This window comes from Arthrobacter sp. 05N33_2 (genome assembly GCF_056397425.1).
Genome location: NZ_JBFTNJ010000031.1, coordinates 22,772 through 36,070, shown reverse-complemented (window position 1 = coordinate 36,070; position 13,299 = coordinate 22,772). Strand labels below are relative to the sequence as shown.

Sequence of the window (13,299 nt, the reverse complement as noted above, 5' to 3'; positions counted from 1 at the left end):
AATGTACTGGGCACGTTCGGTGCCTTGTTCCTGAATCAGGGTATCCAGGGACTCCAGCCATTCGGCGGTCTCTTCCGGATCACGATCAGGCAGCTGGTTTGTCAACCCGCTGAGGATATGGGAGGTATCTTCTCCTGCAGCCACGTCCACCTCACTCTTCATCGTTGAATGGTGATCAATATTTTTCATTATGTGAAAAAACTTTCTTGCATTTCGAGATTATCGAGAGAGGCTGGGACGCGTCAACATCAGCGGCGCATCACCGCGGCCCGGCAGTCACAATCGGTTGGAAGGTCGGTACACAAGGCAACGCGGGGTCAGATACGGCCCATAAAGCCGCCCGGCATCGGCCGTATCTGACCCCGCGTTGCCTTGGCGGTCAGGCTGAGGTGAGCAGCCTGCCCCACCGCGGGGAGAGCAGCGGGGCGCCGGCCATTTTGAGGCAGTGCCACAGGGTCACGGCCACCGAATCGAGCACGGGAACGCCCATGGCCGCCTCGATTTCCTCCGCGATGTTGGCACCGTAGAGATTGGTGCAGAGGTACACGAGCGCGTCCGGGTTCTGTGCCGCGAGTTCCAGGGATCCGGGCCGCATCTCGGCGTCGGAGACCCGGGCGAATGATTCGTTGTCGCTCAGGCCGAGGAAACGGTGGTCAAGTGTTTTGATCCCGTCCCGTTCGTAGGACGCCACGATCCGTTCGTTGACGTCCTCCGTGTACGGGGTGAACAGCCCGATCCGCTCGGTGCCGAAGGACCGGAAGGCCTCCATGTAGGCCAGTGTGGAGGTGGTGGCGGGAATGCCGGTGGCGTCCTGTATTCCCTTGACGAGTTCGCGGTCGTGATCGGCGCCGAGCCACGATCCTGAAGTGCCGTTCCACGCGATGACGTCGACGTCGGCGGTCGCCAGGATCTCGGCGGCAGCCCGCATTGCCGGGGCATCAAATTGCCGGTCGGAGGAATCGTCGAGGGCGATCCGCGTGACGTGGATCCTGGCGAAGTGGATTGTCACGTCGTCGCGGTCGCCGAGGATCCGGTAGCTTTGCGGCTCGAGGCAGGTGTTGGAGGACGGCACGATCATGCCGATACGGGTGGGGCGGGTTGCGGAAGGCATGGGTGCTCCTAGCGGGCAGCGGGGTAGACAGCGGCGGGGGCGGGGGTGGCGCTGACGGGGGCGGTGGCCGCGGCCGCCTGGTGCTCGCGGAAACCGTTTCGGGCCACAAACTGGCCCACGGGGCCGGGGTCATGGAAGCCGCCGGCGTCCAGCACGACGCGTCCGGCGGACACCACGACGGCGGGCCAGCCGGTGAGCGTCCTGCCGTCGAACGGCGAGAAATCCGTTCCCATGTGCAGGGCAGCGCCGTCAACGGTGCGTTCCTGTGCGGGATCGAAGACGACGAGGTCGGCGTCGTACCCTGCTGCGATCGTTCCCTTGCCCGGCAGGGCGTTGATCCGGGCCGGACCGGCGGCGAACACTTCCACGAAATCCTCCACCCGGGCTGCCCCGCCGGTGGCGTCCATCATGGCGGTAAAGGTGACAGGCATGCGGGTTTCGACTCCCGGCAGGCCGTGCGGCATGGCGCGGATGTCATCGGACCGCTCGCGTTTTTGCGCGAGGTCGTAGCAGGAGTGGTCCGAGGCCACCGTGTGGATGGCTCCGGCGGCAAGCCGGTCCCGCAGCGCGGCGACGGTCTCGGGGCTGCGCATCGGCGGGCAGCAGGCGTACCACTCGGGGAAGGACGTGCCGTAGACGGTGTCGTCCAGGGTGAGGTAGTGCGGGCACGTTTCCGAGAAGGCATCCATTCTGTGGCTGCGGGCCCCGGCGACGAGGTCTACGGCCCCCGGCGTGGACTGGTGCACAAAGTAGACGGGAGCGTTGGTGTACTCGGCCATCGCCAGGGTCTCCTTGACCGAGATCTCCTCCGCGAGTTCGGGCCGGGTCCGGTGCAGGTGTTCGATGCCGATGCGGCCGTCGTCCGCATGCTGCTGGGTGCAGTCGGCAATGATGGGATCGTGTTCGGCGTGGATGTAGGTAAGGCCGTCGAGCCGGACCATCTCGCGCATGACCTTCAGGATGGTGTCCCCGTCGGCCATGGTGGTGCCCCGGTTCGTGGTGTACATCTTGACCGAACGGACACCTTCGGCGGCGAGCTGTTCGAGCTGCCACGGCACGGTCTCGTCCCACTGGACCACCGAGCCGTGCAGGGCGACGTCGCAGCGGGACTCGCGTGCCAGTTCCTTCTTGTGCAACACCGCGGCCAGCGGGGTCTCGCGGGCGTCGCGGGGGATGCCGAAGTCGATAATGGTGGTGGTGCCGCCCCAGAGGGCAGCGGTGGATGTTGTCCGGTAGTCGTCCAGGGTACGGAACCGTCCGGTTACCTGGGCGACATGGCAGTGGCCGTCCACGCCACCCGGAATCACCAGCTGGCCGGCGGCGTCGATGCTCCTGGCGGCAGCGGGGACCGGCTCGGAAGCGTCCACGAGCTGCACGATCGTCCTGCCGTGCACCACGACGTGCACATTCTGGCGGCCGAAACTGTTGACCACGGTGCCRTTGGCAATGACAAGGTCTGGGGTGTGGGACATCGTTGTCCTCCTTCGAGAAAGAAAATTAGTGGGACGGTGCGGGCAGCCGGGTGGCGTGCTGCGCCGTCGTGAGGGCGGCATCGAGGTTTTTCGAAAGCCCCTTGCGGGCCTTGACCGGTGGCGGCGCGAAGGCGCCGGCCCGGTGCGGACCGGACTGGAGGTTGACTACGGACTGGGCCATCTGGATGCCAGCGGAAATGCCGTCCACCACGGGGACGGGGATCTGGCCTGCAAGCTCGCGGGCAAGTCCGGCGAGCGGCGCGCCGGCGAGGATCACGACGTCGGCCCCGTCCTCGGCGACGGCCTGGCGGCTGAGCGCCAGCAGGGTCTCCTTGAAGTCCTGCTGCACGGAACCGATGCCGTTGAGGCTCTCGTTGATGGAGCGGATCGAGGCCAGCCGGCCGGCGAGCCCGAACCGTTCAACGCAGTCCAGATACCAGGGCCGGATGCGGTCCGAGATGGCGATGATCGAGAACCGGTGCCCCTGCAGGGCGGCGGCGCAAAGTGCCGCCTCGGTAATTCCGATGACGGGGACGTCGGCGAGTTCCTTCAGCGCCGGCATCCCTGGGTCGCCGAATGCGGCGACCACCACGCCGTCGACGCTGGCGCCGTCGCGAGTGTACTCTGCGATGATTTCGGCGACGGCACCGGCGGCGATCAGCGATTCAAAGCGGGTTTCGATATATTCGACGCCGTGGCCGGCGGTCCGGACTACCAGTTCGGTTCCGGGCGAGGCTGAACGCCGGGCTTCGGATTCGATCAGCGAAGTGACATCGTTGCTGATGTTGGGGTTGATGACAAGGAGTTTCATTATTTCTTCCGATGAAGGTCGGGTTCCGTCCGGCGGAAATTCTCCGGAAACTGTTCCCGGTATTTGTCGATGTGCGACGCCGACTGGGCAGCCGCCCGGTCAGGGTCACCGCTGGCGATCGCGGTGTAGAGCGCCCGATGTTCTTCGATGAGTTCGGGGAGGTCGCTCACATGCCGGAACAGCCAGTGCATCCGGCCCTGGAGGGGTTCGAGCGCCGATTTGAGGAAGCCGTTGTTGGCGATCCGGGTGATGGCATCGTGGAATTCGCTGTTGGCCCGGTGGGCGTCCATAATGGCGCCCTTGGCTAGAGAGAGCTCGGCCACGTCCAACAAGGCTTCCAGCGCACTGAGGTCCTCCGGTGTGGCGCGGGCCGCGGCCAGCCTGCAGGCCAGCACTTCGAGCGACTGGCGGACGTCGAAGAGATCCTCCACGTCTTTGGGGCTGAGCGAGCTGACTTCGGCCCCGCGAGCGCCGCGGTCGCTGACCAGGCCTTCCTGGCGCAGCATTCGCAGCGCCTCGCGGACCGGGAGGCGGGAGACGTTGAATTCGGCGGCGAGGTCGCGCTCCACCAGCCTGGTGCCGGGAACGTAGTGCCCTTCAAAGATCCTGTTGCGGAGGGTGTCCCGGACAGCCTCCCGGAGGGGGCGTTCCTTGTCCTGGGTTTCTTCTGCGGTAAGCATGGTGCTCCATTTCGGGTTCTTTATGGCACTGCGTTCCCGGCTTCGGGAACTGGTGTTTCGTGGCCTAGCTTAGACAGGGAGCCGCTTGTTGTAGTTCAGGGTCAGCACGGATGCGCCCATGATGATCGCGGATCCCACGAAGTACAGCAGCGCCCAGGTGTATGAGCCGGTGGCACCGACGATCAGGCCGACCGCGATCGGGGTGACGAAGCCGGAGATGTTGCCGCTGAAGTTCATCGCGCCGCCCAGGACGCCGGCGTTGGTCCGGCCACCCAGGATCGAGGGGATGCTCCAGAAGAGGCCCACCCAGCGAAGGAAGAACATGACGACGGAGAGCAGGACTACCGCCGTCGTCGGGTCGGCAACGACGGTGACACCGACAAGGCCGCCGATCACTACGACGCTGGAGGTGCCCAGGAGGGTGCGCATGACGCGGTTGGCCGAGGCGCCAGATGCCCGCCATTTGTCGGCGATGGTGCCGCCGAGGATTTCGCCGACGAAACCGGCGCCGAAGATCACGAACGTGGACCAGCCGATGGTCTTCAGGTCAAAGCCCTTGGCCTGGGCCAGGTAGAGCGGGCCCCAGGTGAGCAGGCCGTAGAAGACGCCGTTGAAGCCCAGCCAGCCGAAGCACATGGCCCAGAAGGAACGGAACTTCAGGTAGGGGAGCAGGGCGCGCTTGCCCTTGCTGCCGTCGAGCTCGGCTTCGGCGTCCTCGGCGGCGTGGGAGGCCTCGATGTACTCGGCCTCGGCGTCGTTGACTCCGCGGTGCTGGCGGGGGTTGTCCCGGACGTACCACCAGACGGCGAGGCCCATGAGGACGGTGGCGGCGCCGGCGATGATGAAGGAGCTCCGCCAGCTGCCCGTCGAGGCGATCAGGCCTGCGATGAGGATGCCGCCGAGCCCGGCGCCCAAAGGGGCTCCGGCGTCAAGGATGGTGGCGCCGCGGCCGCGTTCCGATTTGTGCATCCAGATGGCATTCAGTTTTCCGCCGGCCGGCATGACCCCGGCCTCGGTGACGCCGATGCCCAGGCGGGCGATGAACATGCTGACAAAGCCTCCGGCCAGGCCGGAGGCCGCCGTTGCGGCGCCCCAGCCGACGCAGGACGCGGTCATCACCTTGCGGGGGCCGAACTTGTCGATCAGCCAGCCGACCGGGATCTGCATGAGGGCGTAGGTCCAGAAGAAGGCCGAGAGCAGGAGGCCCACGAGCTCCGGGGCCATGTTGAATTCCTTCTGGATGATGGGCAGGGCAACAGAGATGGATCCCCGGTCGATGTAGTTCACGGACACGAGGACCAGCAGGAGTAGGAACATTTTCCATCGGACATTCGTGCGCCGTTGCACGCCGTCCTTGGAGCTTGTGAGGTCATCGGGTTGTACTGCTGTTTCGGTATTTGGAAGAGACACAACTTCTCCTTGATAGAGAGTAAACATGCCGGCAGGTGATGGGGGATTTGTTTGAGGGTCAGGATGCCGGAGCGTGGGGCGTCCTGTGCGCGGGCCCTGTGTCGATCGCAGCGGTTGATAGGGCTGATGTCAGCGCTGACATCAGGTTCGGATCAGGTGCAGAATCTGGGAGGGCGGGGCCCGGCAAGCTTTCTTGTTTTGGGATCCCGATTTGGGATCCCAAAATTCAGATTAGGAGTGACGTGGGCCACTGTCAAGGGTCATGGGCCGGCTGGGCCGGTTCGCCGCGAAAATGTCGTTTGTGACTGGCCCTGGGGGCCGGGCGGGCTGCGCCATGGCTGCGCCGGAACATGGCTGCGCGGGAACATGGCTGCGCCGGCCACCAGGCAGGGAGGCCTGTTCCCGGAGCGGTACTGGGGCCGGTAGGGGTGTGACGTGGTGCTGGCAGCCGGTCTTGGCTGCTCCGGGCTTAGCTGCCCCGGTAGGTGGAGTAGGCGAAGGGGCTCAGCAGAAGCGGGACGTGGTAGTGGGCCTGCGCTTCGGACACCGCAAAGGTCAGTGTGACTTCGGGGAAGAAGGTCTCGGTCCCGGCGGCCGCGTAATAGGCTCCGGTATCGAAGCCCAGGCGGTAGGTGCCGGAGCCCAGGCTGTCGGGGCCGAGTGACTTGACTCGGCCGTCATCGTCCGTGGCGCCGGCCGCGATCCTGACCCAGCGTTCGCCGTCGAGCATGTCCAAGGTGACTGCGACGCCTGCGGCGGGCTTGCCGGAGCCCGTGTCCAGAACGTGGGTGGTGACGTGGGAAGTGCTCATGCGCCTATCAGTCCTTCGAGTCGGAGTACCGCGATTTCGCGCAGCTGCTGGCCGATGACCACTTGTTCTTCTTCGGGAGTGTGGGCGAGCCGGGCGTTGAGGGCCGCCAGGATCTCCTCGCGGCTGCGGCCGGCCGCGCGGATCAGGAAGACCTGGCCGAATTTCTCTTCATAGCTCCGGTTCCCTGCGGCGATGGCTGCGGCGACGGCCGGATCCGGAGCGCCCAGGCTCGCCTGCTCCGATTGGGAGAGCCGGGCCTCCGCGCTGTCTCCTGCGGCCCGTTCGCCGATGCGGGGATGGTGGGCCAGCGCGGCTTCCACCTCCGCCTCGGTGAACGGTTCCGCCGCGCGGCGGGCGGTTTCGAGGAGGATTTCCGTACTGTCGAAGGGCCTCGAGCCGACGATCTCCTCAATCCATCGCTCGATGTCCAGGCAGGGGCGCAGGGCGGCGGCGGCCTCCGCGCGTCCGGCGGCATTAAAGTCGTCCAACAGCATGTGCCAGATCCTTAGTGTCAATGCTGGCATCCACGGTGTAGGGCTATACGGACAAAATATTCGTATCGTGGAACTGTTATTTCAGCATATGCAAAAGATTGAACCGTACCCGTCTGAGCTGTGTCAACCAGGGGCGGGTCCGCGACAGCCCCGGTCAGCTCGCCAGGAACCGCAGCAGAACCTCGTTGATCTCCGCGGCGTGGGTCCACAGCATGCCGTGCGGGGCGCCGTCGATCTCCACGTACTCGGCACTCGGCAGCGCCTTGGCGAACTGGCGGCCGGCGACGTCGATCGGCAGGATGTTGTCCGCCGTGCCGTGCACAATGAGGGCCGGGACATCGATCTTGGGGATGTCGGCTCGGAAGTCCGTGAGCCAGGTTGGCTGCGCCGCCGACGACGCCGTGGACCCACCCCCGGTGGCGAGGTTCCAGCCCGCGTTCAGGACCTCCTGGCTGAGCCGGGGAGTGCCCAGGAAAGTGTCGCTGTTGTAGAAGTTCTTGAAGAATTCCGTGAAGAAGGCGTACCGGTCCGCCGTCACGGCCTCCATCAGCCCGTCGAACACCGACTGCGGGACACCGTCGGGGTTGTCCTCGGCCTGCAGCACGTACGGCTCCAGCGAGGCCAGGAACACCGCTTTCGAGACCCGGGCGGACCCGTAGGTTCCGAGGTAGCGGCCCACTTCGCCGGTGCCCATGGAGAAGCCCACCAGCACGGCGTCGTTCAGGTCGAGGGTGGTCAGGAGGGTGTTGAGGTCCGCCGCGAACGTGTCGTAGTCGTAGCCCTCGGTGGGTTTGCTGGACTGTCCGAAGCCGCGCCGGTCGTAGGTGATCACACGGTAGCCCGCGCCGAGCAGCGCCGCGGTCTGCTTTTCCCACGACGAGCCGTCCAGCGGGTAGCCATGGATAAGGACCACGGCCTGGCCGGATCCGTGGTCCTCGTAGTAGAGCTCAACGTCTGTGCTGTTTTCGGTTCCAACCTTGATGTAAGCCATGCCAGCGGTCCTCCCGGTTCGGCGCAAAGCGCGGTGGTTCGGTGGTTCGGTGTGGGGCGGTTTCGATCTGGTGTGCAGTCAGTACGTGGGCTCCACTTTAGCGGCCGGAACTCCCGCCGCCAGGGGCTGTTCACCATCCGGAATGAGGAAGTCCTCCGCCAGGTCGGCCCACTGCGGCCGGAAGGAATACAGGCAGCCGAGCCGCAGGCGGGTCGCGGCGGCGTAAGCGTCGAAGCGTGCCGGGGTGACATGCAGTTCCTCGGCCGTGGCGATGACGTGGCGGCGGGCGGTTTGGTACCTTTCGGCGGTCAGGCGGTGTTGGTGCAGGCGCAGCTGAAGGTGCACGGCGATGTTGCCGAGGTCGGCGGCGGCCTCGGCGCGGCAGGCTTCATCGAAGTCCAGCAGACCCAGGGGCGCGCCGGGATCCAGGGTGAAGATCTGCTTGTCGTGAAGGTCCCCGTGCGACCACACCAGCGGATCCGGATCGGTCCGGAGCAGCTTTTGGGCGGCCTGCCCCGCGGCCCCGCGGACGGCCGCGCGCTCCGCTTGCGCCGCCGGAATGTCCCCGGCGTGCACCAGCCACAGGTGCACCGTGTGTTGCAGTCTCGCCAGTTCGACGGCGGCCGTCCGGACAGGGAGCGCATGGAGAGTGGGGCGGTGCGCGGGCGCCAAGGCCAGGGAATGCTGCCGSACCCAGGCCCGGGACCATTTTTGCCAGGCATTTTCAAAGACCACATCGCTGACCGCGGGGTCGATTCCCAGCTCGAACAGGGAACGGCCGGGCAGCGTCATGAGGGTGAGGCAGCCAGGGGTGGAGGAAACAATTTCCGGTGTGAGGAAGTCCCCTGCGCCGAGGAGCTCGTTCATCCGTTCGTGCCTGCCCACCGCTTCGTCGGACTGGCGGGCCCGGAAGAGCTTGAGGTGGTGCTCCCCGGCTCTGACCACGGCACGCTTGTGGGCCCGGTGCACCACCACCACCCCCAGCGGCGACGCGCGCTTCAGGGCGGGCAGACGCCGGTCGCGGCCGTCCCGCAGGAGCTCCAGCTGGCCCGCCCGGAGGTGGGCTGCCCGGACCCCTGCCCGGCCGGGAACCCCCAACTCCAGGACGTAGTCCTCCGCGGAGTCGTCGGGCCAGGACCGGATGACCTGCCATTCGGTGTTGTCGGCATCCAGGATGGCGGCCGGGACGGGCGGGTGCCAGCCCATGTGGATCAGCTCCGGGATCCGAGGGGCCGGCTGCTGGCCAGGACGGTGGATCCGAAGGACTGACGATGCCTTACCCGGTCCTCGAGAACGCGGGTCGCCAGCGATGAGCCCGAAGGGAGCGAAGAACAGGCCAGTCGCAGCCAGCGTGCGTCCGAGTAGGCATCGAACCGATCCGGGCTGACCTGCAATTGCTCGGCCACGGCCAGCACCTTTGTGTGGGCCTTAAGGTATCGCGCCGGCGTCAGGTTACTGCGCCACATGCGCCGCTCCAGGTGGAAATCCAGGTAGGCGAGGTCGCGGGCGGCCTCGGCCCGCGCAGTATCGTCGAAGTCCAGCAGCCCGAACGGGGACCGGCCGTCGCCAGCGATGATCTGCCGGTCATGCAGGTCTCCGTGGGCCCATACCAGCGCGTCCGGTACCGGGCCGAGCAGGTTCGCCGTGACGTAATCTGCCATGGCGGTCAAGGTGCCGCGTTGGGTGGACAATTCCGGAACATTCTCTGTGTGGCGCAGCCATAGTTTCAACCAACGGGCCACGCCCCTCGCTTCCACCTCCGGTGAATGGACCGGCAGGGCGCCCAGAACGGTTTGTCTGCTGACGTCAGACGCCGCGCTCAGCTGGGCGAGCCAGGCGCTGGACCATTCTTCCCATGCGCTGGCAAACTCCTTGTCGCCGATCGTGACGTAGTCCTCGCCGATTTCGCCGAGCGTCGGTCCGGAGAGGGCGCTCAAAACGAGGGTGTCCGGGGAGCTCTGAAGCACCTCGGGCGCCGTAAAGGCGCCGGCGTCCAGCAGGAGGTCCATCTGGGCGTACCGTTCGGCCGGGACCGCGGCCCTGCCGGGCCGGAAGACCTTGATGTAGCATCCCTCCGCCCGGATGATCGCCCGCGTGTAGGGCCAGTGGGAAATGATTTCCCCGCGCTGTCTTTCGGTCCGAAGGGCCGGCAGTTCGGGATCGTCCTCCGGCAGGATCTCAAAGTGGCCATGGCTCAGATGTGCTCCCCGAACGCCGGGCCGTTCCGCAGTCACGACCTCAAGCAGGTATTCTCCGGGTTCTTTATCGGGCCACGCGTTGTGAACGCGCCACGCCGTGCCGGCGTCGTCGGTGTATTTCCAAAGCGGCGGGTGCCAGCTCATGCGATCAACTCCAGGGCCCGGCGGATATGCCAGCTCGTGTCGGCCGGCCAGTCGCTGGCCCGGTTCCTGAACGGGTCGACGCTGTTCAGGAACAACCGGAAGGCCGCCCAGGTCTCCACCCTGGCCTGCGATACGTGCCCGCCGGCCTCGCGGTAACCGTCGATCAGCTGGGCCGTCTTGCGGCCGCCGGCGACGGGCCCGACGCCGGCGGGGTCTGCGATGTCCTCCACCGCGGCAAAGGACCCAAGGTCCCTGGCCGGGTCGGAGGTCCTGACTCGGTCGAAATCGATGATGCGGACGGCCGGGCCGTCCACCAGTACTTGGTCCGCCGAAAAGTCACCATGGACCATCACCGGCTGTTGCCTTCGGGGGCCGGCGGCGCCGACAGCTGCCAGGAGCCGGCCGGTGAGCGCGTCCACCGGAGCCTCGAGCCCGGGGAGCAGGCAGGTGATCATGGACCGCGTGGCCATGAGCTGGCGTACAAGGTCCTCCATGTCCGCCATCGGGTCCGCTCCGGTTCCCGCGTCCATTCCATGGATCGCCGCCAGGGCTTGGCCGGCCCGGTAGGCGGCCGGATCGTTGTCGCAGCCGCCCAGGTCTCCGTGGCCCCAGTCCGGGGAGGCGCTGATGCCGTGCGCGGCGCATTCCGGGTCGGCGAGTTCGGGCAGGACCGGGATGCCGTGGCTCTGAAGCCGCTGCCGCAGGCGGAGGCCTTCGGCAGCTTCGTCAGCTTGGACGGCGGTCTTGACGACGACGGGCAGTGTCGCCGATGGGATCCTGACAACGAGCCTGCGCTCCGGGTTGTATCTCAGCACGCTGACCGGGGGGTCCAGGAAGCGCCCTGCCGCGGGGAGCGCTCCGAGCCGTCCGAGTCCTTGGTCCCGGAGCCACCGCAGGTTGGGGCGCAGCGGCCAGTCCTCTTCGATGGGGCCGACAGYCACGACGACGTCACCGTGCGGACGGTCGGGCTGGACAAGCCGGATGCCGCCGTCGCGCTTTTGCGAGCTGTCTGCCCGCTGCTGCAGTTTCCCGACATGCTCCGGTGTTGTGGTCAATGCCCAGCCGTAGCTGCCGGCGCCGTTGCCGTAGCTGCCGTTGCCGTAGCTGCCGTTGCCGGCCTGGCGGAAGGCGACGAGGGCCGAGGTGTGCGGTTTGTAGCGGGTCCTGATGATCCGGACGCTTTCGCCCAGGAGCTCTGAGAGCAGCTCGTCGTCGAGCACCCAGTTCAGGCCAGGGATCCGGGGGTCCCGGGCCGCCAGGGCACGGTCGGCGTCGCGCCGCTGCGCCTGCAGCCACTGTTCCTGCAGTCTTTGTCCCTGCGGGGTGCTCATGTCGGCACCTTGAACAGTTCACCCGGCTCGGGGGTCTGCTGCCTGTGGACCCAGCCGGCAAAGCGGGAATCCGGATCGGCCAGCAATGACTGCGGCGGCCCGTCTTCCAGGATTTGGCCGTCTTCGAGCCAGATCACCCGGTCGCACGATTGGGCCGAGTTGACGTCGTGGGTGATCGTGATGGAGGTCCGGCCCTCGGTGAGTGTGTCCAGGGCGCTGAGGACTGAATCCCGGGATGCCGGATCGAGCCCGGCGGTCGCCTCGTCCAGGATCACGATCGGGGCCTTGCGGAGCATGGCACGGGCGACGGCCAGCCGTTGACGCTGGCCCCCGGAAAGATTGTTGGCCGCCTCGCCAAGGACGGTTTCGTAGCCCTGGGGCAGCGCGCGGATGAAACCGTCGGCCTGTGCGAGGGCCGCCACGGCTTCGATCTCCTCATCGGTGGCATCGAGGCGGCCGAACCTGATGTTCTCCCGGACGGAGGTTCCGAACAGCACGGAGTCCTGGAGCAGGATGGAGACGTGGGCGCGGACGGAAGCGATCTTGAGGTCCCGCAGGTCCTCGCCGCCGAGGCTGACACTCCCCTTCCACGGGTCCACCATCCGAAGGATCATGCTTGCCAGTGTGGACTTTCCGGCCCCGGAGGGCCCCAGCACGGCGCAGTGCTGACCCGCCGGTATGCTCAGGGTGATTCCCTTGAGCACCGCGGTTTCCTCGAAGTGGCCGGCCCAGACGTCCTCGAACACAATGTCCGGGTGCGGGTTCCTGAGGGCGACGGCGTGCGGTGACTCGGGCACGTCACTCTGGGCCTCAAGCAGGTCCGCAACCCGTTCCCCGGAGGCCGTCGCGCGGGCGATGCGGCTCGTGTACCTGGCCACATCCTTGAGTGGCCTCAGCCCGGTTTTCAGGTAGGTCAGGAAGACGACCAGATCACCCGGGGTCATCACGTGCTGCATCACCCTCCATCCGCCGGCGGCCAGGACCACCGCCGTCGCGATTCCCGTCAGGACGTCGGTCTTCCGTTGCAGGCTGGCGGCCAGCCGCAGCGTGACCACGCCGGAGCCAAGTGCCGACTGGTTGCTCTTGCTGAAGCCCGAGCTGAGGGTGTCTTCGAGTCCATACGCCTGGACTTCGCGCATTGCGCCCAACGTCTGGGCGGCGGTGGTGGCCAGGGCGCTTTCACCCTTGCGTGACTTGCGGGCCGCCGTAGTAATCGATCCCGAGTTCTTGCGGGACACCAACACGAATATCCCGATGGACAGGAACGTCACCAGTGCGATCAAAGGATCGAGCCAGAGCATGATGATCATCATTGCTATCAGCGACACGAAATTGCCGATGAGGGGGAGCCCCGCCGTGACGGCCACATCCTGCAGCCGGGACACGTCTCCGACGAGCCGCTGGACAGTGTCGCCGGTGGAGGCGCGGCTGTGGTGGCGCATCGACAGGCCCTGGAGGTGGCGGAAGGTTCGGGCGCGCAATTCGGAGGAAATCCGGGTACCCACCAGGGCAAACGAAATCGCGGACACGTAGCCGGCCACGGCCCGGATCAGGCAGATGACAACCACCGCACCGGCGCAGAGGAGCAACACCTCCGCGCTCGCCTCCACGCTGAGCGGGGACCTGCGCAGATTGGCGCCGAGTGAGTGTGAGACGGAGTCCAGGACGATTTTCACCGGCCACGGCTCAAGAAGCCGGAAGAGGATTTCCACGGCCATGGCAATGAATCCCCAAGTGATGAGCAGCCTGTGCCCGCGCAAATGCGGGCGGACGCACCGCAAGGTCCGCCGCAGCGGTGAGAGTTCAGCCGGTGGGCTGGTGCGGGTCCGTCGCCATAAGGTCCGCC

The 13,299-nt window shown here is 66.5% G+C and carries 13 protein-coding genes; all 13 read right to left on the bottom strand.

Going from position 1 to position 13,299, the window contains the following annotated elements; genetic code table 11:
- On the bottom strand, window positions 1-189 hold a 189-nt coding region (locus tag AC1DHX_RS13280), incomplete at its 3' end, for a hypothetical protein (RefSeq protein ID WP_476863771.1).
- Window positions 190-379: 190 nt separating this feature from the next.
- Window positions 380-1,111 carry a maleate cis-trans isomerase family protein gene (locus AC1DHX_RS13275; RefSeq protein ID WP_476860480.1) on the bottom strand — a complete coding sequence of 244 codons (732 nt, stop codon included), beginning with the start codon at window positions 1,109-1,111 and terminating at the stop codon, window positions 380-382.
- 8 nt (window positions 1,112-1,119) lie between these two features.
- Window positions 1,120-2,583, bottom strand: a complete 1,464-nt coding sequence (locus AC1DHX_RS13270; RefSeq protein ID WP_476860481.1) for an amidohydrolase family protein — start codon at window positions 2,581-2,583, stop codon at window positions 1,120-1,122.
- Between the two features lie 25 nt (window positions 2,584-2,608).
- Window positions 2,609-3,394 carry an aspartate/glutamate racemase family protein gene (locus AC1DHX_RS13265; RefSeq protein ID WP_230009168.1) on the bottom strand — a complete coding sequence of 262 codons (786 nt, stop codon included), beginning with the start codon at window positions 3,392-3,394 and terminating at the stop codon, window positions 2,609-2,611.
- A complete protein-coding gene (locus AC1DHX_RS13260) occupies window positions 3,394-4,074 on the bottom strand; it encodes a GntR family transcriptional regulator (protein ID WP_476858188.1) in 681 nt (226 codons plus the stop codon). Before AC1DHX_RS13260 ends, AC1DHX_RS13265 begins: the two co-directional genes overlap by 1 nt.
- Before the next feature lie 69 nt (window positions 4,075-4,143).
- Entirely contained in the window at window positions 4,144-5,484 is a 1,341-nt protein-coding gene (locus tag AC1DHX_RS13255; protein WP_476858189.1) for an MFS transporter, read from the bottom strand.
- A gap of 469 nt (window positions 5,485-5,953) precedes the next feature.
- Complete coding sequence (gene uraH, locus AC1DHX_RS13250) at window positions 5,954-6,295, bottom strand: hydroxyisourate hydrolase (protein WP_230010411.1); 342 nt, start codon at window positions 6,293-6,295, stop codon at window positions 5,954-5,956.
- Window positions 6,292-6,789 (bottom strand): 2-oxo-4-hydroxy-4-carboxy-5-ureidoimidazoline decarboxylase, encoded by a 498-nt coding sequence (gene uraD, locus AC1DHX_RS13245; RefSeq protein WP_476860482.1) that lies wholly within the window; start codon window positions 6,787-6,789, stop codon window positions 6,292-6,294. The genes uraH and uraD overlap by 4 nt, the downstream gene beginning before the upstream one ends.
- Before the next feature lie 154 nt (window positions 6,790-6,943).
- Window positions 6,944-7,780 carry an alpha/beta fold hydrolase gene (locus AC1DHX_RS13240; RefSeq protein ID WP_476860483.1) on the bottom strand — a complete coding sequence of 279 codons (837 nt, stop codon included), beginning with the start codon at window positions 7,778-7,780 and terminating at the stop codon, window positions 6,944-6,946.
- 78 nt (window positions 7,781-7,858) lie between these two features.
- Window positions 7,859-8,986 (bottom strand): phosphotransferase, encoded by a 1,128-nt coding sequence (locus AC1DHX_RS13235; RefSeq protein ID WP_476860484.1) that lies wholly within the window; start codon window positions 8,984-8,986, stop codon window positions 7,859-7,861.
- 5 nt (window positions 8,987-8,991) lie between these two features.
- The gene (locus AC1DHX_RS13230) at window positions 8,992-10,122 is read right to left on the bottom strand and encodes a phosphotransferase (RefSeq protein WP_476860485.1); all 1,131 of its coding nucleotides are present in this window, start codon (window positions 10,120-10,122) and stop codon (window positions 8,992-8,994) included.
- Window positions 10,119-11,453, bottom strand: a complete 1,335-nt coding sequence (locus tag AC1DHX_RS13225) for a phosphotransferase family protein (protein WP_476900110.1) — start codon at window positions 11,451-11,453, stop codon at window positions 10,119-10,121. The genes AC1DHX_RS13230 and AC1DHX_RS13225 overlap by 4 nt, the downstream gene beginning before the upstream one ends.
- A complete protein-coding gene (locus AC1DHX_RS13220; RefSeq protein ID WP_476860487.1) occupies window positions 11,450-13,171 on the bottom strand; it encodes an ABC transporter ATP-binding protein in 1,722 nt (573 codons plus the stop codon). Before AC1DHX_RS13220 ends, AC1DHX_RS13225 begins: the two co-directional genes overlap by 4 nt.
- Window positions 13,172-13,299 lie beyond the last annotated feature (128 nt).